General features: G+C 47.4%; 16 protein-coding genes. 7 read left to right on the top strand and 9 right to left on the bottom strand.

The window, feature by feature from the left end; genetic code table 11:
- Positions 1-4: 4 nt before the first annotated feature.
- Positions 5-4,162, bottom strand: coding sequence for a YhdP family protein (locus A2X74_RS02150; protein WP_293628504.1), 4,158 nt, complete (start codon positions 4,160-4,162; stop codon positions 5-7).
- Between the two features lie 78 nt (positions 4,163-4,240).
- Between A2X74_RS02150 and glnE the strand changes: the two genes are divergently transcribed.
- Entirely contained in the window at positions 4,241-7,057 is a 2,817-nt protein-coding gene (gene glnE / locus A2X74_RS02145) for a bifunctional [glutamate--ammonia ligase]-adenylyl-L-tyrosine phosphorylase/[glutamate--ammonia-ligase] adenylyltransferase (protein ID WP_293628506.1), read from the top strand.
- 4 nt (positions 7,058-7,061) lie between these two features.
- Here glnE and recN read toward each other — a convergent pair whose 3' ends face one another.
- Entirely contained in the window at positions 7,062-8,732 is a 1,671-nt protein-coding gene (recN, locus tag A2X74_RS02140; RefSeq protein ID WP_293628508.1) for a DNA repair protein RecN, read from the bottom strand.
- A 26-nt stretch (positions 8,733-8,758) separates the two neighbouring features.
- Positions 8,759-9,664 carry an NAD kinase gene (locus A2X74_RS02135; protein ID WP_293628510.1) on the bottom strand — a complete coding sequence of 302 codons (906 nt, stop codon included), beginning with the start codon at positions 9,662-9,664 and terminating at the stop codon, positions 8,759-8,761.
- A gap of 37 nt (positions 9,665-9,701) precedes the next feature.
- Between A2X74_RS02135 and hrcA the strand changes: the two genes are divergently transcribed.
- The 5 genes from hrcA to dnaJ all read left to right on the top strand — a co-directional run bounded on the left by hrcA (position 9,702) and on the right by dnaJ (position 15,836).
- Complete coding sequence (hrcA, locus tag A2X74_RS02130; protein WP_293628512.1) at positions 9,702-10,724, top strand: heat-inducible transcriptional repressor HrcA; 1,023 nt, start codon at positions 9,702-9,704, stop codon at positions 10,722-10,724.
- Between the two features lie 40 nt (positions 10,725-10,764).
- On the top strand, positions 10,765-11,859 hold the full coding sequence (gene hemH, locus A2X74_RS02125; RefSeq protein ID WP_293628514.1) for a ferrochelatase: 1,095 nt from the start codon (positions 10,765-10,767) through the stop codon (positions 11,857-11,859).
- 82 nt (positions 11,860-11,941) lie between these two features.
- Positions 11,942-12,502, top strand: a complete 561-nt coding sequence (gene grpE / locus A2X74_RS02120; protein ID WP_293628516.1) for a nucleotide exchange factor GrpE — start codon at positions 11,942-11,944, stop codon at positions 12,500-12,502.
- Positions 12,503-12,675: 173 nt separating this feature from the next.
- Positions 12,676-14,610 (top strand): molecular chaperone DnaK, encoded by a 1,935-nt coding sequence (dnaK, locus tag A2X74_RS02115; protein WP_293628518.1) that lies wholly within the window; start codon positions 12,676-12,678, stop codon positions 14,608-14,610.
- A gap of 98 nt (positions 14,611-14,708) precedes the next feature.
- Entirely contained in the window at positions 14,709-15,836 is a 1,128-nt protein-coding gene (dnaJ, locus tag A2X74_RS02110; protein WP_293628520.1) for a molecular chaperone DnaJ, read from the top strand.
- A 10-nt stretch (positions 15,837-15,846) separates the two neighbouring features.
- On the opposite strand, the gene panB is transcribed toward dnaJ, so the two are convergent.
- The 6 genes from panB to A2X74_RS02080 form a co-directional block, all read right to left on the bottom strand.
- Positions 15,847-16,662, bottom strand: coding sequence for a 3-methyl-2-oxobutanoate hydroxymethyltransferase (gene panB / locus A2X74_RS02105; RefSeq protein ID WP_293628522.1), 816 nt, complete (start codon positions 16,660-16,662; stop codon positions 15,847-15,849).
- Between the two features lie 17 nt (positions 16,663-16,679).
- A complete protein-coding gene (folK, locus tag A2X74_RS02100) occupies positions 16,680-17,207 on the bottom strand; it encodes a 2-amino-4-hydroxy-6-hydroxymethyldihydropteridine diphosphokinase (RefSeq protein ID WP_293628524.1) in 528 nt (175 codons plus the stop codon).
- A 70-nt stretch (positions 17,208-17,277) separates the two neighbouring features.
- Entirely contained in the window at positions 17,278-18,678 is a 1,401-nt protein-coding gene (pcnB, locus tag A2X74_RS02095; protein WP_293628526.1) for a polynucleotide adenylyltransferase PcnB, read from the bottom strand.
- Positions 18,675-19,355, bottom strand: a complete 681-nt coding sequence (locus A2X74_RS02090) for an HAD family hydrolase (RefSeq protein WP_293628528.1) — start codon at positions 19,353-19,355, stop codon at positions 18,675-18,677. Before A2X74_RS02090 ends, pcnB begins: the two co-directional genes overlap by 4 nt.
- Positions 19,356-19,374: 19 nt before the next feature.
- Entirely contained in the window at positions 19,375-20,133 is a 759-nt protein-coding gene (gene hda / locus A2X74_RS02085) for a DnaA regulatory inactivator Hda (RefSeq protein WP_293628530.1), read from the bottom strand.
- 12 nt (positions 20,134-20,145) lie between these two features.
- Positions 20,146-21,135: an AI-2E family transporter gene (locus A2X74_RS02080; RefSeq protein ID WP_293628532.1), complete on the bottom strand. Its 990-nt coding sequence runs from the start codon at positions 21,133-21,135 to the stop codon at positions 20,146-20,148.
- A 73-nt stretch (positions 21,136-21,208) separates the two neighbouring features.
- Between A2X74_RS02080 and purM the strand changes: the two genes are divergently transcribed.
- Positions 21,209-22,261, top strand: coding sequence for a phosphoribosylformylglycinamidine cyclo-ligase (gene purM, locus A2X74_RS02075; protein ID WP_293628534.1), 1,053 nt, complete (start codon positions 21,209-21,211; stop codon positions 22,259-22,261).
- The last annotated feature ends 10 nt before the right edge of the window (positions 22,262-22,271 follow it).

Below are 22,271 nucleotides of genomic sequence, written 5' to 3'. Positions count from 1 at the left end.
GAATTTAATTAGAGATGTTTTGATTTACAGGTGGACTTGCGGGTGCAGAATTTGGCGTACTAGGTTTAGTTTGCTCTTTCAAAAGATTTTTAGTGCGAATTGTTTCTAGGGTTTTTGCATCAAGCGGTTGGCCCTTCTGATCGAGCGGGATCACTTCTGGATTATCCCAAGAACCCTGAATCAGATAATCTGTTTGCATATTGCGATTAATTTGATTGGTAATGAGGTATTGGCCTACGACTGCTCCTAGACCAATGATCGGGTTAATCACAAATGCCGCCAGTGATCCGGCTGTGGCATCAATTGTTGGGAAGATGGTAATGCGTAAATCTTGGGTCTCTTTGGGCACATTAATTTGCCCTGTCATTGCAACACGGGCCTGATCCAGAATCATCGTGAATTGTTTAGTTTGTGCAATTCCTTGCGCGACCTCAAAATTGCTATTAATTGAGTTGAATGGCGTACCCTTGGTGACCAAGTTGCCCAGACTGCCTTTTAAGTCCAAAGTGGCAAACTTAAACAAGCTTTGTAGGCTCAAGACATCCAGCAATTTCGCGCCATCGGAATTGACTTCGAGCAAGCGACCATTTGCCAGATTGATGCTGACATCGCCGGCCAGTGAATCATAGGCTGGTGAAAAGGGTGATCCAGACCATGAGAGTGAAGCATTGAGTTTTCCTTCTCCGCCTTCCACCGATTTAGAGTTACTCCAATGCGAAATGATTTGTCCAGCATCTTGGATATTCACATTCGCAGTGAAAGCACTCTGTTCCGCGACATTTGGAGTTTTGGCGCTCCATTGACCTTTGATGGTGGAGTTGCCTTGGGGATTATTAATCTGAATAGACTCGACCTTAATGAGATCCTGACTAGTTTTGGATTTAATCTTTGCTGTACCCAGTTTTGCCTTGGTCCAACTCAAGTCATCAATTACTAAATCTAAACTGGGAATCGCATTGGGGCTGACGGGGGTCTTCAGTGGAGATGGTTTTTGTGGACCATCTTCCTTATTGAGTAAGTCTGGAGCTATGCGCTGATCTGGTACTTTCAAGCGTGCAAGTTTTCCAGCAAGCAATCCGCTCGGATGTTCGCTGCTGCTGGGGTGCCATTGCGCTTGTCCGGCAATTTGAGGTGCATTTAGTCTCAGTTGCCAGACCATGTTTCTTTTCTGGGACTGCATGCTGACATCCATCCATTCGCGATCTAGAGCAATTAATTTCTTTACTTGAGCGGATATTTGGACATCCTCCTCAGGTGCTTCAGACTGTTTAGCCCCACTCACTTTATTTGTTGGCCTTCCTTTACCCAAAAACTCAACCCACTCATCAAGATCGAGTTCATTGCTTGCTAAATGAAGGGAAGTACCTGGTTGTAGCGGCGGCGCTGGGGACCCAACTCCTATGGCGTTTTTGATTTCATTCGCGAAGTTGAGATTTCCTTGAAGGAAGTATTGATCGCCCAATTTCCCCGACCAATCTGCGCGCACTGGACTATTTTTACCTGCTGTGTGAGTTCTTAAGTTAAGCTCGCCCAGCATGGGGGTCCCTGCTAATTTCTTGGCGGGAGCGGGGGCAGAGCTCACCCAATTGCGTAAATCGATTTTCAGATCGGTTTGACTTCCTGCTTTATTAAAGTTGATCAAGCCTTCGTATTTAGCTGATCCGCCCATTGCAGTTAGTAGTGCTGGATGAGCTGGAGATTTTAAATTTCCTGAAATGTAATCTTTGATGAAGCTTGCATTAATGTCACCTCCAATAGTGAAGCTAGTATTTCCTGCTGTGGAAGGTGCGCTTGCAATTTTCAAGGCTCCGCCTAAAAAGTTTGCAGTGACATTTTCAAACTCAGGATTGACTTCGGTGATACGTATCTTGCCCTTTAGGTTCTGGAGTGGGGGAGTTTGCCCCCATTGAGCTTGATTTCCGGTGAGGTTAATTTTTGCATCGAAATTAACATCATCATTTCCGGAGAGTGGAATTTTTAAATCAAGACCCAGACTAATTGGACCCTGTAATGTGAAGTTCTTGGCTAGGTTGGCTTGCCGTACTCCTACTGGAGACGCAAATAGATAGTCCAAGATTTCCGAGCCCTCACCCTCAACAGAGCCGCCAATGAGTAAGGTCAAATTTTTGGCGCTGAGATTAGGGATTTGTGATTTGACATTCGTAAGCACCACTTTTTTGTAGTTGGCTTTATCGATATCAACATTCAAAATTGCTTGCTTCATGTCAATGTTACCGCTGACATTGTTGAAGGCTTGCCAAACCCCTTTGCTTCTTGGCAATAAGGGTGCCGGCTTAAAGATGGCTTTTGAAAAAGGCAAATGAAGAGTAAGTTCGCCAGTTGTTCCTGTGGGGAAGGGTACTTGATCAGGATCTCCCTTGATGTGGAGAGAACCATTCTGAATCTCTCCAGCCTCAAAAGATTTACTGAGATAGACGCGACTATCCTTATCCATTCCAACGGGTAGATAGCGATGAGCTGTCGCTAATTTGGCCTTAACGAATTCCATATCCAACGTCATTTGATCGGGTTGCTTAGGCGCCCCAATAAGGTAGCTGAGATCAAAATTAGTGGTTATTTCGGGGTTGCTCAACTGCATTTTCTTGGCATTAATGAGCCAGCCACCTTTTTGCTTGGACCAACTAATGGCGCCTTTTGCGCGGTCTAATTGAATCTCGGGATCAGATAAAAAATCATTCATCTCCAATTCAAGGTTTATAGAATCAAGCGTGAAGCTACCCTGCTTCTGATCGCCGACTAAGGTGCCGGACAAATTCGATGCTGATGGCATCGAATTATTCACTCCGGCAAAGCTGATCTCATTGAGTTTTGCGCTGATGGTGTAATCAAGCCTATTGGCGGAAAACCAATTTCCCGGAATTGGTAAAGTCGATAAAGCAGATTTTTTTTCAGACCAATTGATATCTAAGTTCTCCAGCTCGCCATCTGCCTTAGAAATCTTGATCCACTGATGTATTTTTTTCGGCAGAGGAAGATTGAGTGCAAAGAGTGCAATATCTTCTACTTGTATTTTGGGTGAGGAAAAGCCGAACTCTGTGATCTCGCCACCATCTTTTGGTGTGCGCCAGCGGAAAGTTATGGGGCTTAATTTTTCAAGAGGGGCGGTGCTGGGGCTGTCGATATTGCGCCATGCCAAAGTTTTTGTTGTGATGGAATTTAGGCCGCCATCTATTCCTTGTACTAGATTGGTTTCCAACCTGCCGAACTCAAGGGGATCTTCACCTTTATTTAATTGGACTCGGAGATTGTCGGCTGCCAAAAAGATTTGTCCGCCATCAGCTTTCCCGCTATCGAGTTTGATACTGCCCTTAGTGCTGACATTGCCGCCGAGGTCAGAGAGTGGAAGGCTAAGATCCTTGGAAATTTGGCTGAGGTTGAGTTCATCAAGCTCCCATGAAAAACTGCCGATCCAATCTCGCCAATCTCCTTCTTGTCCGCCAAGGTGATGCACAAAGTCAGCTTGTAGACGGATCGTGTTTGGGCTCCAAGGGGTCTGAGCAATTAATTGACCCTCATGTCTGCGAATACCATTTGTTAGATGGATACTTTGAACATTAACTGAAGTCTTTAGCTTTCGACTTTGCTGGTCTTCCCAAAAAACTTTAGCGTTATTAATTTTTATGTCGTTTTGGGCGAGCAACCAATTCTCGGCAGAAAAATCATCTTCTTTGCTGTGAATAGGAATTCCAGCAATCGAGATTGCACCTTTTGCATCTCGTTGTGCGTAAAGTTCAATTTGATCAAATGTGATCTCATGAAAGTACGGGGCTAAGTGATAAAAAGATAGCCAGCTAAGCTGCCCCTTGATGTTTTGAATAAATAGGGGTGGGGTTGATGTTTTTGTGCTGTTAAATCTCAATCCTTGAACTGCAAAACTCGGACGAATTCCAGTCCAAGATACTTGTACGTCGTCCATCGTGATATTGGCACCTAAGCGCGTACTCATCAACTGCTCTAGTGTGGGCTTAGATTTTTCGATCTGAGGCCAGAGAATGAAGCGCACCCCAAGATGGCCAAGTACAAAAAAAGCCACGGTGATGCCAGCAAGAATGAGTGCACGCTTACGCCAACGACCGCCAGAACCTGGTGGACGTTTTTGAAGTACGCTTTGCAGGCGAGTCCGGATGATATTTCGAAGCATGGGCTCTATTATCCGTCAGCCCTTGCTTACTCGCCAAGCTTCTGCGGTTTCAATTTAGAGTCGGATTAATATAGAGAAATGACCAGCTTTCCTGCCCAAATTGAATTTCTAAAGCAGCACTCCAGCTACGCTCAACGTTGGCTTCATTCTCGCCCTGAATGGGTAGAGTGGCTTTGTTTACAGGGCTCTTGCAAAGTAGATGTTGCCGGAATTAGGGATCTATTGAGGCCTTGTCGTGATGCTTTGGCAGTTCCAGACCAGGATGAGGCTCAATTTATGGCTGATCTGAGGTTGGCGAGGCAGCGCCTCATGCTCTGGATTGCCTTCCGAGATCTCAATGGTATGGCCAGTCTTGGTGAGGTGACGCATGCACTCAGTCACTTTGCTGAGGAGGTGGTAGCACTATCGATTGCCTATATTCGCGAAGACCTGCAGCGTCGCTTTGGTTTGCCTTGGAGCAAGGTCACTGATTCAGAGATGCCTTTGATGGTGGTGGGTATGGGTAAGTTGGGTGGCTTAGAGCTCAATCTTTCCTCTGATATCGACCTGATCTTTTTGTATGAGCATGAAGGGGATACGCAAGGCGGACCTAAGAGCCTCTCTTATCACGAGTGGTTTACTCGAATGGGCAAGCGTTTGATAAAGCTATTAGCAGAGCATGATGCAAATGGTTTTGTATTTCGGGTGGATATGCGCCTGAGACCCAATGGAGATTCTGGCCCCTTAGTCTGTAGTCTCGATATGCTCGAAGAGTACCTCCTAGTACAAGGCAGGGAGTGGGAGCGCTACGCTTGGATTAAGGGAAGGTTGATTGCGCCTTTACCGGAATCACCGGCTTTTACTCATTGCGAGCGGGAGCTGGATCAACTCATTCGTCCTTTTGTCTATCGCCGACACCTAGATTATGGTGTGATTGCATCCATCCGAGAATTGCATGCGCAGATACAGCATGAAGCTGAGAAGCGCTCCTCCAATCATCATGGTCGATCCAGGGATATTAAGTTGGGCCGTGGCGGCATTCGTGAGATTGAATTCTTGGCGCAAATGTTTCAGTTAATGCGCGGAGGTACGGATCCGCGTTTTCGCATTCGTCCTACTCTAGAAGTTTTGGACTTGGTCAAGCAAAAAGAAATTCTGCCTGCTGGTGAGGTGGAAGATCTGAAGGCGGCTTATATATACTTGCGCCGCTTAGAGCACCGTATTCAGGTTTGGGAAGATCAGCAGACCCACTATTTACCTGAGGATGAAGGTGCGCGCACTCGCTTAGCTGCAAGCATGATTGGCCCCAATCAAGTTCAAGGGCAAGATGCCTTCATGTCGGAGCTCGATAAACATCAAGCGGCAGTAGCGCAGTATTTTGAAAAAGCATTTGTACTTGATGATGCTGCACGTCTAGACAATACCTCCTTACCGGCTGGATGGGAGCCGGACGGAAAGGTGTTCCCAGATTCTGCAGCTCGCTGGCTGTCTTGGGCTGATAGCTCCAAGCAAAGACAGTTGCCAGAGAAAAGCAGAATCATTTTTAATAATCTGATTCGTAAAGCTGCAGATAGTTTGCAAGCAGATCAGCCTACAGGAATTAGTGCAGACCAGACCTTGCTTCGCTTTTTTGATTTATTAGAGGCGGTTGCTCGGCGCAGTGCATATCTGTCGATTCTTTCCGAGTATCCGCAGGCGCTATCTAATGTATTGGCTTTGCTCAAGGCCTCTCAGTGGGGTGCGGAGTATTTAACTAGGCACCCCCACCTCCTGGATTATCTGCTGAACTCACGCACCGAAAAAGCGCTTATTGAACATCCTGAGCAATATTGGCGGGAAGTAAAAGCCACATTAGAAATGCGTTTGGATGACGTGATGGCTGATGGCGATGGCTCAGAGCAGGCCATGGATATTTTGCGCATTACCCACCATACCGAAACATTCATCACTCTGTTGGCTGATTTGGGAATTGGTGTTGATCATGAGCTTTCAGTCGAGAAGGTTAGCGATCATTTATCCGCTTTAGCCGACTTAATATTGCAGACTACTTTTGAGCGTGTATGGCCTAGCGTTGCTAAGAAGTTTGGGTTACATCTTGATGCGGCCGCACCCTTTGCGGTGATCTCCTACGGAAAGTTGGGCGGTAAAGAATTGGGATATGCCTCCGATTTGGATTTGGTTTTTTTATATCAAGCCGAGGAAACGGATTTTGCTGCTCAAGAAATTTACGCCTTACTAGCCAAGCGCATGATCAATTGGCTGACAGCTTACACATCTGCCGGTAGCCTGTTTGAAATCGATACACGTCTTCGCCCAAACGGTTCTGCAGGATTCTTAGTAACCAATGCCGATGCGTTTAAAAAATACCAACTACGTGAAGGTGATAATGCTGCATGGGTTTGGGAGCATCAAGCCCTAACGCGCGCAAGGTTCTCTGCGGGAAGTAAAGGGGTTGGAGCATTCTTTGATGATGTGCGTTTTGAAGTCTTAAGCCAAAAGCGTGATATTGATCAGCTCCGCCATGAGATTTTAGAAATGCGTCGAAAGGTCCATGCTGGACATCCAAATCCGACACCTGATTTTGATTTAAAGCATGATGCCGGCGGTATGGTCGATATTGAATTTATCGTACAGTTTTTAGTCTTGGCATTTTCAAATACCCACCCACAACTGATCGGCAATCTAGGTAATATCGCCTTGCTCAGAATTGCTGGAGAGGTAGGTTTAATTCAAGCTTCTATGGCTCAAGAGGTCGGGGATGCTTATCGCTTGCTGCGAGCGCGTCAACATCGTTTGCGTTTAGATGGCGCTGAAAAGACACGGGTAGATTTGGAGCTTGAACCTCAATTGGTTAAAGCAAGAGAAGTGGTGTTAGCTTTATGGCAAGAGATATTTCTTGCGCCATCGAACACTTGAAAACTTAATGTTGCTCTAGCAGTTCTCTCGCATGTCGGCGTGTGGTGTCGGTAATGGTTGCTCCGCCCAGCATACGAGCCACTTCCTCTACTCGCTCAGATCTACCTAGTGGCATGACCTGGGAAAGAGTTGTATCACCCTCCTGGGATTTGCTGACTTTCAGGTGGTGATTTCCTTGCGCAGCTACTTGTGGCAAATGGGTCACGCAGAGAATTTGATGCGATTCGCCTAGTTGACGCAATAACTTGCCAACCGTCTCTGCAACAGCGCCGCCAATACCAGCATCGACCTCATCAAATATCAGAGTTGGGGTAAATGCCGCCTTGCTAGTGATGACGCTAATGGCTAGGCTGATGCGAGCCAATTCGCCGCCGGAAGCTACTTTTGCTAGTGAGCGCGGGGTACTGCCAGCATGGCCCGCAACCAAAAACTCAATTTGCTCAAGACCGTGAGCACCGCCTTCGTTTAAGGGCTGCAAGGCAATTTCCAGTTGCCCGCCTGCCATCGATAGGTCTTGCATAGCAGCGGTAACCTGCTTGCCTAAATCCAGCGCGGCTTTGTTGCGCTTTTGTGTGAGTTGCTTTGCTTGTTTCAGGTAGGCAAGTTCTTCCTGCTTTACTTTTTCTCGTAATGCCTCAATATTTTGTGAGGCTGTTAATGCCTCTAAACGCTCTGTAGTATCTAGAAGTAGTTTTGGTAAATCATCTGCTTCAGTGCGATATTTTCTTGCGGCACCATGGAGAGCTTGCATACGCTCCTCAACTTCACTAAGGTGGGCTGGATCTAAGTCCAATTTTTGTAAGTAGCGATTAAGGCTATGCACTGCTTCATCAATCTGGATTTGTGCAGACTCCAATGCTTCGCTAATAGCACTCAATGTAGCGTCATGTTCTGCTAATGCACTCATATTGGTGCTGGCTTTAGAGAGGATGGACTCTACCGAGTTATCAGCATCGCTGAGAACATCAATTGCTTCTTGGCAGCCACTGATAATTTTTGCCCCGTTTGCTAGGCGAGCATGCTCACCTTGAATGGCCGCCCATTCCCCTTCTTGTGGAGAGAGTTCACTCAGTTCTTCTTGCTGCCATTCCAGACGCTCACGTTCACGCTCGATATCTTGCCCAGCATTTTCAGCTTGCTCTAGCTTGCGACGTGATTCATTGAGGGTTTTAAATAGTTGAGAGACCTCGGCAACCAGATCCATGTGATTTGCGTGGCGATCTAGTAGCTCACGTTGTGCACCGCCTTTAAGTAGCAATTGATGTGCATGTTGCCCATGAATATCCACCAACTGATCGCCTGCCTCACGTAGTTGAGCCAAGGTTGCTACGCTGCCATTAACGAACGCGCGGCTGCGGCCATTGCTCTCTACAGTTCTTTTGAGTAGTAGGGTTTGTCCTTCATCATCAATCGGAAAGCCTTGCTCATCCAACCATTGATTAAAGTGCTGGATTAGCTGGGGATCGATTCGAAAGAGGGCACTGATTTCCGCTCGGTTGCAGCCCTCGCGTATCTGGCTGCTATCCGCACGTTCACCTAATACTAGGCTGAGCGCATCTAAGAGGATTGATTTACCAGCACCGGTTTCACCGGTGAGGACTGTGAAGCCTGAGGAAAGATCTAACTCTAGCTGGTCAACAATGACAAAGTCGCGAAGCGATAGTGTTTGAAGCATGCCTTAGCGTACCGAAAATTTCGACATCAGAATGTCGATGGATACTCATTCCAATGTAATTTTTCTCGCAAGGTTTTGTAATCACTATGACTGCGAGGGTGAAGTAGGGTGATCGTTTTTTGAGACTGACTAACTTCAATAGTGTCGCCTGTTTGCAAGTCTGTTTGCGATTGCATATCAAAGTTCACAATTACCTCTCTGCCATCCACCACCCCAATGCTCACCACAATATCTTGTGGCAATACGATAGGGCGATTAGATAAAGAGTGCGGGGCAATTGGGGCTAACAGAATTCCAGCAACGCGCGGATGCAAAATAGGTCCGCCAGCAGAGAGTGCGTAGGCGGTTGAGCCAGTTGGGGTCGATACAATCAAGCCATCAGAGCGTTGGTTGTACATGAATGAGCCATTAACGCGGACTGCAAGTTCGACCATTCCTGAAATTCCGGAACGATTTACAACAACATCATTTAATGCGAGGGCTTGATTAATCTGTTTGCCATTGCGCATGACAACTGCATCGAGTAGGGTCCTCGTGTCAGCTTCATATTCACCAGCAATAATTTGCGGCAAGACTGTTTGAACGTTTTGAATTGGGATATCGGTCATGTAACCCAAGCGACCCATATTGATGCCAACTAGAGGGACTTTGCTGCCTGCCAACTGACGGCCAATCCCAAGCATCGTGCCATCACCACCCAAAACAACTGCTAGATCGATGGCATCCGAAAACTCCTCGACTTTCTTGATTGGGTAGGCAGTTAGCCCCAAATGGCTTGCGGTAGCGCTTTCGACAAAAACCTCACAGCCTTGCTCGGCCAGAAGGCTGGCTAGGTCTTTAAGGCGCTCTTGCATACCGTCGGCCTGATATTTGCCGACGAGTGCAACCCGGCTAAACGCCTTTTTGCTGGAATTTGGGGATGGGCTTAACATATAACGATTAAACCATACGCATAAAATCCCTTCCACTATGGATGATCGTTCACGCGCCTTACTGAAAACCCTCATCGAGCGCTATATCGAAGAGGGGCAGCCTATTGGCTCACGTACCCTATCGCGGTTCTCGGGATTGGATCTTTCTGCGGCCACGATTCGCAATGTGATGGCGGATTTAGAGGAGATGGGCTTAGTGACTAGCCCCCATACCTCGGCTGGTCGCATACCCACCCCAAGAGGTTATCGCCTCTTTGTAGATACGATGGTGACCGTTCGCCCCCTAGAAGAAATTGCCACCCGTGAGATGGAAAAAGGCCTTTTGCCAGATTCTCCGCAAAGGGTAATGAACTCCGCCGCCCAAATTCTGTCTAATTTGACCCATTTTGCTGGGGTGGTGATGACGCCGAAGCGGGCCCAAGTATTCAAGCACATCGAGTTCTTGCGGCTGGGTGAAGGCAAGATCTTGCTGATTATGGTGACTCCTGAAGGCGATGTTCAAAACCGCATACTGCCTACTACACAGGACTACACCCCAAGCCAATTGGTAGAAGCAGGCAATTACATTAATACGCAGTTCGCCGGTAAAAGCTTTGCTGAGGTGCGTGCACATTTGGCCTCCGATCTGGATAACTTGCGAAGCGATATCTCTGGCTTGATGGCCTTGGCGCTCCACAGTGGTGTGAGTGACTACGGCATGGGCCAAGGAGACATGCTGCTATCGGGTGAGCGTCGTTTACTCAATGTCGGTGACCTCAGTACCAATTTAGACAAGCTGCGCAAGATGTTCGATATGCTGGAGCAAAAGTCGGTACTCATGCAGTTACTGGACGTATCTAGTCATGCTGATGGTATTCAGATCTTTATTGGGGGCGAGAGTGATTTGCTACCTTACGAAGATTTGGCGGTCATTAGTGCGCCCTACAGTGTGGATGGACAGGTTGTTGGAACGCTTGGTGTGATTGGCCCAACTCGTATGGCATACGATCGGGTGATTCCGATCGTTGATATCACCTCTAAGCTCTTGTCAGGCGCGTTGAGTTCCCCAACAAACCTTTAGTAATCATTTTTTAGCTCTTTTTAATTAAGACGGATCCTCCTTGAACCAAAATCCCCATTTACGCCCTACCAAGACAGCAGTGCTATTGCTGAACTTGGGCACTCCTTCCGCGCCAACCGCTAAAGCGGTGAGGGCTTATCTCAAAGAATTTTTATCTGATCCTCGTGTTGTAGAGATTCCTCGCATCATTTGGTGGTGCATTTTGAATGGCATTATTTTGCCGATTCGTAGTGGCGCTTCTGCAAAGAAATACGCCTCTATTTGGTTGCCAAAATTAGGTTCCCCATTGATGCATTACTCGCGCCTACAGGCCAAAGAGTTGGGTGAGAAATTCGCTAATCATGGGGAGGTGGTGCTGGTAGATTTAGCCATGCGCTATGGTGAGCCTTCTACACAGCAAGCCTTGGAAGCCTTGCAGGCACAAGGTATGGAGCGTCTTTTGTTGTTACCGCTATACCCGCAGTATTCAGCAACAACGACTGCTTCCAGTTTTGATGAAGTGTTTCGTGTTCTCGGAACTTGGCGTAACCAACCTGAGCTGCGCTTGATAAAGCACTATCACGATAATCCTGCCTACATTAGCGCGCTGCGCGACCAAGTATTAACCGCATGGGATAAAGATGGTCGCCCAGATTTCGCTTCTGGTGATCGTCTAGTGATGTCTTTCCATGGCTTGCCCAAGCGAAATCTGATGAAGGGCGATCCCTATCATTGCGAGTGCTTAAAAACTGGTCGCTTACTTGGCGAATCTTTGGGTCTAGAGCCCGGTCAGTATCTAGTAACTTTCCAATCTCGTTTTGGTAAAGCCGAATGGCTCAAGCCGTACACAGCTCCAATGATTGAGGAGTTGGGCAAACAAGGCTGCAAGCGAGTCGATATTTTTTGCCCAGGATTTCCAGCAGATTGCTTGGAAACATTGGAGGAAATTGCCATGGAAGCACGCGAGATCTTTCTAGAGCATGGCGGCAAAGACTATCGCTATATTCCGTGCCTCAATAGCAATCCAAAATGGATTGATGCAATGTACGAGATTGCCCAGCAGCATTTATCTGGCTGGAGTCTGGGTGTTGAGTCTGATGCGGTATTGCAGGAGCGTGATCGCTTGGCTGAGTTGGCTAAAGCCAGAATTGCTTAAACTCCGTCACTCTTGAAATTACCTGAATCAGCCCCATATCATTGAGAAGTAGCCATTCTGATAGAAAAGTGAATTTGTACCCATGACCCAAGAAAATCAAAATCCATCCCCTGAGCAAGATAATATTGAGCCGCTTGCTCAAGCAGAGGGTGGCGCTGATGCGGCGCCCGTATCCGATGAAGTCAAAACTCCAGAGCAAGAGATTGCTGAGTTAAACCAAAAGCTCACCGAGATGCAAGATAACTATCTTCGCGCCAAGGCTGAAGGCGAGAATATTCGTCGTCGTGCTGCTGAAGATGTCTCTAAGGCCCATAAGTTTGCGATTGAGAGTTTTGCTGAGCATCTCGTGCCGGTTACCGATAGTCTGTATGCCGCTTTGAATACAGAGGCAGTGGATGCCAAAGCCTTTAAAGAGGGCTTGGAAATTACCCTAAAACAGCTACTTTCCGCCTTTGAAAAAGGTCGTATGACGGAGATTAATCCTGCTGTAGGTGACAAGTTCGATCCGCACCACCACCAGGCGATAGCTTCGGTGCCATCTGATCAAGAGGCAAATACCGTGGTTTCAGTGCTCCAGAGGGGGTATTCGATTGCCGATCGCATTTTGCGACCAGCCTTGGTAACCGTGAGCGCACCGAAATAAGTCATTTAAACCCCTAAATTAGGGGTTTTTCACCAAGAAGCGGGATAAAAAGGCAGAAATCTGCCTTTTTTGCATTTTTAGCCCTTGAATTCCCTCTTTTTGACCCCATTTATTGGATATCGATTTATTCGCAGTATTACGAAATTACACATAACTTAATTTTTGGAGCCATTATGGGAAAGATTATCGGAATTGACTTAGGAACCACAAACTCGTGCGTTTCCGTTGTAGAAAACAATGCACCTAAAGTTGTTGAGAACGCTGAAGGCGCTCGCACAACCCCATCCATCATTGCTTACGTTGAAGACGGTGAAGTATTGGTTGGCGCACCCGCAAAACGCCAATCAGTTACCAATCCTAAAAACACCATCTACGCGGTGAAGCGTTTGATGGGTCGTAAGTTTATTGATGCTGAAGTGCAAAAAGACATCGGTTTGATGCCTTACAAAATTGTTCAAGCAGACAATGGTGATGCTTGGGTTGAAGCGCGTGATAAAAAAATGGCGCCACAACAAGTATCAGCAGAAATTCTGCGCAAAATGAAAAAGACAGCCGAAGATTATCTCGGCGAAGAAGTGACTGAGGCAGTGATTACCGTTCCTGCTTACTTCAACGATAGCCAACGTCAAGCTACTAAAGATGCTGGCCGTATTGCTGGTTTGGATGTCAAACGCATCATCAACGAGCCAACCGCTGCAGCATTGGCATTTGGTCTCGACAAGCAAGACAAAGTGGATCGTAAGATCGCTGTGTATGACTTGGGCGGCGGTACATTCGACGTGTCCATTATTGAAATTGCTAACGTAGATGGTGAGAAGCAGTTCGAAGTACTCTCCACTAACGGCGACACCTTCTTGGGTGGTGAAGACTTTGACCAACGCATCATTGACTGGATCATTGCTGAGTTCAAGAAAGAGCAAGGCGTCGATTTGAGCAAAGACGTATTGGCATTGCAACGTTTAAAAGATGCTGCTGAAAAAGCTAAGATCGAATTGTCATCTGCACAGCAAACTGAAATCAACTTGCCATATGTGACTGCTGATGCAGGCGGTCCTAAGCATTTGAACTTGAAACTGACTCGCGCTAAGTTGGAGTCTTTGGTAGAAGAGTTGATCAACCGTACGGCTGGTCCTTGCTTGACAGCAATCAAAGATGCTGGCGTCAATGTATCTGACATCGACGATGTGATTTTGGTTGGTGGTCAGACTCGTATGCCTGCTGTGCAAGACAAGGTAAAAGAGATTTTTGGTAAAGAGCCACGCAAAGACGTGAACCCAGACGAAGCTGTTGCTGTTGGTGCTGCGATTCAGGGCTCCGTATTGTCTGGCGATCGTAAAGACGTATTGCTCTTGGACGTAACCCCATTGTCATTGGGTATCGAAACCTTGGGCGGCGTAATGACCAAGATGATTCCGAAGAACACAACCATTCCTACTAAGCATTCACAGGTTTACTCCACAGCGGAAGATAACCAACCTGCGGTAACAATTAAGTGCTTCCAGGGTGAGCGTGAGATGGCTGCTGCCAACAAATTGCTCGGTGAGTTTAATTTAGAAGGCATTGCTCCAGCACAACGTGGTATGCCACAAATTGAAGTGACTTTTGATATTGATGCCAACGGTATTTTGCATGTCACTGCAAAAGACAAAACGACTGGCAAAGAGAACAAGATCACCATCAAGGCAAACTCTGGTTTGACTGAAGAAGAAATTCAGCGCATGGTGAAAGATGCTGAAGCGAATGCCGATGAAGATAAAAAAGCGTTGGAATTGGTAACGGCGCGCAACACCGCTGATGCTTTAGCTCACTCAACCAAGAAAGCCTTGGAAGAGCATGGTTCCGCTTTAGAAGCTTCTGAGAAAGAAGCTATCGAAGCCGCCTTGAAAGACTTGGATGAGGCAATCAAGGGTAGCGATAAAGCTGCTATTGAAGCTAAGACCGAAGCCTTAGGTAAAGCAAGTCAGAAGTTGGGTGAAAAAGCCATGGCTGCTGAACAAGCTAAAGCTGGTGGCGCTGCACCTGGCGCAGCTCCTGGCGGTGCGCAAGCGGCTGCTCCAGATGCTGACGTAGTAGATGCAGATTTCAAAGAAGTGGATGACAAGAAATAATCCCTTAATTGAGAGCCATTTAACGTAGTTTAGAAGTACTTCAATAACAAGTCGGCCTCGTGCCGACTTGTGTCATTCAGGTTGTTGAGAGGAATTTTGTGCCTAAAAGTAAACGCGATTATTACGAAGTGCTTGGTGTTGCGAAAGGTGCCAGCGATGAGGAGCTAAAAAAGGCTTATCGGAAAATGGCGATGAAGCATCACCCTGATCGCAACCCCGATAGCAAAACAGCAGAAGCGCAATTTAAAGAAGTTAAAGAAGCTTACGAAACCTTAACCGATCCCAACAAACGTGCTGCTTATGATCAATACGGTCATGCAGGTGTTGATCAGTCTAGTGGATTTGGCGGCGGCTTTGCTGGCGGTGGATTTGCTGATGCTTTCGGCGATATCTTCGGCGATATCTTCGGCCAGGGTGGTGGACGTCAGTCAGGACCTCAGGTTTATAAGGGTGCCGATTTGCGTTACAACATGGAAATCACTCTCGAGCAAGCTGCTGAGGGTTACACCACGCAAATTCGAGTGCCAAGTTGGAGTGACTGCAAACCATGTCACGGTACTGGCGCTGAGCCTGGCAGCAAAGCTGAGAGATGTACTACTTGCGATGGTCATGGCCAAGTTCGTGTCCAGCAAGGCTTCTTCTCAATGCAACAAACTTGCCCTAAGTGCCGTGGCACTGGCGAGTACATTCCGAAGCCATGTAAGACTTGCCATGGCAGCGGTAAACACAAAGAACAAAAAACACTCGAAATCAAAATCCCTGCGGGTATTGATGATGGTATGCGCGTACGCTCAGTTGGTAACGGCGAGCCAGGTGTAAATGGCGGACCATCTGGCGATCTCTATGTCGAAGTGAGAGTGAAGCCCCACAAGGTATTTGAGCGCGATGGTAGCGATCTGCATGTGCAAATGCCGATCTCTTTTGCTACCGCGACAATTGGTGGTGATATTGAGGTGCCAACGCTTTCAGGGCGCGTCGAGTTTCCAATTCCTGAGGGAACGCAGACCGGAAAAACATTCCGTTTGCGTAATAAGGGAATTAAAGGTTTGCGCTCTACGATGGTAGGTGATCTTTTCGTTCACGTTGCCGTTGAAACGCCGGTGAAGCTGACTGAAGAGCAGAAAAAATTACTGCAGAAGTTTGATGACAGCCTCAAATCTGGTGGCGACAAACATAACCCTCATCAAAAGGGTTGGTTTGATGGCGTGAAGAGTTTTTTTAGCTAGCTAGTAAAGTTTATCCAGCAAAGCCGTGTTCGGGTCCGGGAAATTTTCCGGTTTTCACTTCTCGAACATAGGCTTTGACTGCAGCTTCAATTGAGGCATGACCATCCAAAAAGTTTTTTACAAACTTTGGTGGTTTTCCAGGGCTGATGCCCAACATATCTTGCAATACCAACACTTGACCGGAGCAATCTGCCCCTGCGCCAATTCCAATGGTAGGAATAGAAAGTGATTCAGTAATGAGTCTGCCCAATGAAGAGGGGATGGCCTCGAGCACAATCATCTGGGCACCTGCTTGCTCACAAGCAATCGCTTGTTCCAACATTAAGCTTGCGGCATCCTTTGATTTACCTTGAACCTTGTAGCCACCCAAGAGATGCACAGATTGAGGCAGCAGTCCCAGGTGGGCACAAACAGGAACACTGCGCTCTACAAGGTATTGAATGATGTCGATTTGCCAATCACCACCTTCAAGCTTGACCATATCTGCACCAGCACGCATGAGTTCTGCAGCCGAGTCTAAGGCTTGAACCGGATCACCATAACTGGCAAAAGGAAGATCGGCAATGATGAAGGCGTGAGAGTTGGCGCGGGCTACACATTCGGTGTGATATGCCACTTGCTCAACGGTTACTGGCGTAGTACATGAGTGACCTTGAATCACGTTACCCAAGGAATCCCCAATGAGGATAGTTTCCACCCCGCAGCGATTTAATAAGGCCGACATGGTGGAGTCGTATGCTGTCAGCATCGAAATTTTTTCACCCTCAGCATGCATGGAGAGGAGTTTAGAGATTGTGATTGGCTTTTCGCCTTGTAAGTAACCCATGGCGTGAGTTTAATGAATTAATGCGCTGATTGGCTATAAACGTCTTTTTCACCGCAATTACAGTTGCGGCAAGGGAGTTTTTCGATGCGCTGGTCAGCTACGTTGGGTAGATAGGCCTTGAGCTCACCCCAGTTGGGTAAAAAGAAATCCGGGGCAATTTCCAGTAATGGTAGGAGAACAAAAGAGCGCTCAATGATTCTGGGGTGGGGAATAGTGAGTTCTGTATCTGTTTGGGATACACCCTCAAATGCCAGGATGTCCAGATCAATTGTGCGAGGTGCGTTGGTGTAAGGCCGCTCACGGCCAAATTCTTGTTCAACTGCTTGGCAGACGTGCAATAAGCCGTAAGGGCTTAGTTGCGTTTCAATTTCAATGACCGCATTGATGTAGTCACCCCCAACAGCTTGAAAAGGGGCGCTTTGGTAGAAACAGCTTTTGGCAAGAATTTGGAGTTCGCAACGCTGCGCGAGGCACACAATCGCGTCAGTAATGAGCTGACGTGTGTCACCGATATTGCCGCCAAATCCAATAAAAGCTCGAGCCATGCTCATTCCAAACAAGAGAAAACTACATGAAACTATCGGGCCTACTTTACTGAATTTTTCTCAAGTCTGCTTAGTCTGTTGAAGCTTCTGCTGGGCTAGCTGCCTTGGGTTTTCTCCGGCGGCGTCGTTTTGCAGGGGAGGCGCTATTACCTGCCTCATTTTTGACGCTGGCCATCAAGGCTTCCTGCCCTGCGGGGTCGGCAGCAATGAAGTCGGTCCACCATTGACCTAGGGATGGGCTTTTCTCGCCAGTGGCGCAGCGCAACAACATAAAGTCATAACCCGCTCTAAAGCGAGGGGACTCAATGAGGCGGTACGGGTAACGTCCAACACGCTTTTCAAAGCGAGGTTGCATAGACCAGATTTCTCGCATATCGCTTTCGAAGCGACGCTGGATCACCATGCCGCTACTTTGGCTGGCAATGGTCTCATCCATCGCATCATGTAATGCGGGAATATTGGAGATCCCTTTGGCGATATTCTTTTTCCAATTGCTGAGAAGGTCTGGCCAGAGCAAGGTGGCAAACAAGAAGCCTGCTGAAACACTTTTGCCAGATTGAATGCGTTGATCGGTATTGGCTAGTGCAATGCGCACAAAATCATTTGCCTCTTTAGAATCCGCGCCCTTATCTAAGATGTGATCGAGTAAAGGAAGCAGCCCGTGATGTAGTCCTGCATCTTTTAAACCTTGAATCGCAGCCCATGAATAACCGGACATCAGTAGCTTGAGGATTTCGTCAAAGAGGCGGGCTGATGGAACATCATGAATCAGCTTGCCCAATTTAGCGATAGGCGCACTTGTCGCCGCATCCAAAGTAAAGCCCGTTTTAGCTGCAAATCGAATCGCACGCAGCATGCGGATGGGATCTTCGCGATAGCGCTTGGCGGGATCGCCAATCATGCGTAATGTTTTCTTCTGCATGTCAGCCATACCGCCGTGATAGTCAAGCACGGTCTCGGTGGCGGGATCGTAGTACATCGCATTGATACTGAAATCTCTACGTGCAGCATCTTCATGTTGGCTGCCCCAGACGTTATCACGCAGGATGCGACCATTTTCGGCGACATGTTCTCCAGCGTTCTCCAGCAAGGCCCTGAAGGTGGATACCTCAATGATTTCAGGTTGACCTTTGCCAAAAAAAGTGACGTGCACAATCTGGAAGCGGCGACCAATCAAGCGCGCTTTGCGAAACAGTTTTTGCACTTGCTCAGGCGTGGCATTGGTTGCCACATCAAAATCTTTAGGTCCAATGCCTAGCGCTAAATCTCTCACTGCACCACCGACAATAAAAGCTTCATAGCCAGCTTGTTGCAATGTCTGGGTTACTTTCACTGCATTTTTGGAGAGTAAGGCCGGGTCAATGCGGTGAGATTTTTTAGGAATTCGTTTGGGCGCGCCAGAGGTATGTACGGCAGTGTGTCTGACCATGGGGTCACGACGCAAAATACGTTTAATAAATTTGGTAATCATGCAAACAGTTCAAGTATGGGCCAGTTGCGTTTTGTAGCTTCTTCACGCAGGCGGGTATCTGGATTGGTGGCAACAGGATTGCTGACTTTTTCCAGGAGAGGTAAATCATTCATCGAGTCCGAATAAAAATAACTTTGTGGCAGCTGATCCAATGCGTGATTTTGCGTGGCAAGCCAATCGTGTACTCGCTGAATTTTGCCCTCCCGGAAACTCGGAATACCTTTGACTTCACCAGTGAAATCAGCGAGGGGGTTGTCATCCACAGTGGCAGGTTCAGTGGCTACAAGATGTTCTATGCCAAAACTTTCAACAATGGGCCTAGTCACAAAGCTATTGGTTGCAGTGACAACGCAGCAAAGATCGCCAGCATCTTGGTGACGCTTCACTAGATCAATCGCCTCTTGACGAAGTTGACCAGTAATTACTTCATGCATAAAGGCGTCATGCCATTCTTTGAGTTGCGCGCGAGAATGTTCTGAGAGCGGTTTTAAAGCAAACCGAAGGAACTCTTGGATGTTGAGCTTTCCATCCTTGTAATCTTGATAGAAGCGTTCGTTTTGCTGTGCATAGTATTTGCTATCTACTACGCCTATGCGTGCCAAGAACTGGCCCCATTCATAATCGCTATCGCAGGGGAGTAATGTGTGATCTAGGTCGAAAAGGGCTAATTGGGTCACGAATTGAATATGAATTAATTTATTTTGGCTGCAACAGCTCTCGTACGAGAGGTAATGTGACAGCACGTTTTGTTTCTAGTGAATAGGCATCCAAAGCATCAATTAAGGCCATGAGGTTAGGCATATCGCGATAAAAGCGATTTAATAACCAAGGCAATACATCTGGGGATAAAACTAAACCGCGCGCTAGCGCCGCTTGTTGTAAGGCTTCTATTTTCTCATCATCGCCCAAAAGGTGAGTTTGAAAGATCAAGCCCCATCCCAGGCGGGTGCGAAGGTCTTCTCTAAGCCTTAAAGCGCCTGGGGCGGCATTGCCAGCCATAAAAATATGCACCGCTTTGCTGCCCTGAATCGCATTCAGAATACGAAATAAAGAGGCCACCAAACGCTCATCCAGTCGATCCACGTCATCCACGGTGATTACAGAGGGTTTATCGCTTGCACAGAGGGCGGGTAGGCCTTCCTCCAGGCGAACCCAGGAAATGGGTTCATTGGGCGTGAGGGGGAAGTATTCCAAACCCAATTGTTGCGCTGCGTTGCCAATTGCATCGAGTAGGTGGGTGCGACCAGAACCTTCTGACCCCCACCAATAGATCCAGCGTTGATTCAGGGGATTCTCGCTGACCAATCTTGGAGTGTGTGATTCCCAGGATTTGACTAGTGCTACTAAAGCAGAGTGCAGCGCAAGATTTTCTCCAGCCAAAAAATTACTTAAACTGGGTTTGGGTGTATGACCAATGTCGAGCGCAAACTGCTTTGGTAGTGACGGCTTATTCATTGCTGCAGAAATTTACTTTTGATACCAAGAGCTTTGGGTATAGCGTGACCAGCCATATTGCAAAAGTACCAAACCGACTGCGCTGATTGGTAATGCTAGGAGCACGCCAAAAAAGCCAAATAAGTTTCCAAACAGTAGCAATGCAAATAGCACGGCAACTGGATGAAGGCCAATACGCTCGCCCACTAGGCGTGGCGTGAGGAAGAAGCCTTCAATGAATTGACCCAGCCCGTATAGCACCAGCACGCCAATGATTGCACCACCCGGTCCAAATTGCAGAAGGGCTGCGAGGATGGCCAAGGTGAATCCCACGGTAATGCCAATATAAGGAATCACAATCATGAGTGCGGTGAATACGCCTAAGGCCACGGCGCCTTTAATTCCGATGATGCTTAATCCAGTACTATAAAAAACAGACATGATGGAAATCACCATGAGCATGCCTCTCAGATATTGCGAGAGTAAGCCATCAGCATGCTTGATTAAATGGTGCACTGTATCTTGCGCTCTCAGAGGCACAATTTTTTTCAGTAACTGAAAAAAATGATCCCAGTCGATCAGTAGATAAAACATCACAAATAACGTCAGCACTGCATTTACGAATCCGGTAATTACTGAACTACCAGACATCAATACCGTCTCTAGTGTGGATGTCATCAGTGCATCGGAATTGTCATTGAGATGCGTCGTAATTTTCTCGGTGGCGCTGGACTTTAGAGTGCTCCAATCCACATGGATATTAAATTCACTCAGTTTTGGCCCAAGCCAGGCTTGCGTGTTTTGAATCCATTCTGGAAATTGCGCCTTGATAAGGGGGATTTCGGTTTTGAGGAGGGTAATAAACAGGCTCAAAATCAAAAAAACCACTCCCAGGCCCAGAATCATGGCAATCGCTGCTGCAGCTGCACGGGGTAGCTTATGCCCCTCAAGCCACAAGCAAACTGGGCGCAAGGCATAAGCCAGAATAAATGCGGTTAGAAAAGGGGTAAAAATTTCAGCCATCGTGCTCGAATCCTCTAGAATTCAATGATTCTACCGACCAAGTAGCGTTTTTTACTAATCTTCTATCTCTGCCATGAACTCAACTACCAATTCTTCCGCAAAAGGCCTTTCCTACCGTGACGCTGGTGTCGATATCGATGCTGGAGACGATCTGGTAGATCGCATTAAGCCTTTGGCTAAGAAAACCATGCGCGAAGGCGTATTGGCAGGTATTGGGGGCTTTGGTGCCCTGTTTGAAGTGCCAAAACGCTACAAAGAGCCAGTATTGGTATCTGGTACTGACGGCGTTGGCACAAAGCTCAGATTAGCCTTTGAGTGGAATCGCCATGACACGATCGGCCAGGATTTGGTGGCAATGAGTGTGAATGACATTTTGGTTCAGGGTGCTGAACCCCTCTTTTTCCTAGACTACTTCGCATGCGGCAAGCTTACTGTCGATACTGCGGCTACTGTCGTTGGTGGCATTGCTAAGGGCTGTGAATTGTCGGGGTGCGCATTGATTGGTGGTGAAACCGCTGAGATGCCTGGCATGTACCCTCCAGGTGAATACGACTTAGCCGGCTTTGCTGTTGGCGCTGTTGAAAAATCCAAAATCATTACTGGTGCAACGATTGCTCCGGGTGATGTGGTGTTGGCAATTGCTTCGAGTGGCGCCCATTCCAATGGTTACTCATTGGTTCGCAAAATTATTGAGCGTGCCGGCGCAAAACCAACTGATGATTTAGGTGGCCGTTCATTGGGTGATGTGGTGATGGCCCCTACACAAATTTACGTGAAGCAGCTGTTGAAGTTGATCAATGAGATCAATGTAAAGGGCATGGCGCATATTACTGGTGGCGGTTTAGTGGATAACGTGCCGCGTGTTCTCCCAGAAAATACGCAAGCTGTATTACATCGCGATAGCTGGCAAATGCCAGAACTCTTCCGCTGGTTGCAGATGAAGGGTGGCGTTGCCGATGCAGAAATGGTGCGTGTATTTAACTGCGGTATTGGTATGGTGGTCATTGTGTCTGCCGATCAGGCAGATGCTGCAATTCAATCTCTCAAGGCTGAAGGTTTGCATGCATGGACGGTTGGTGAGGTTGTAGAGCGTCCAACTGGCGCACCACAAACCATCGTTATTTAATAAGCCTAAA

The organism is Polynucleobacter sp. GWA2_45_21 (genome assembly GCF_001830325.1).
Classification (GTDB): domain Bacteria; phylum Pseudomonadota; class Gammaproteobacteria; order Burkholderiales; family Burkholderiaceae; genus Polynucleobacter.
This window is presented reverse-complemented; position numbering and strand designations above follow the sequence as displayed.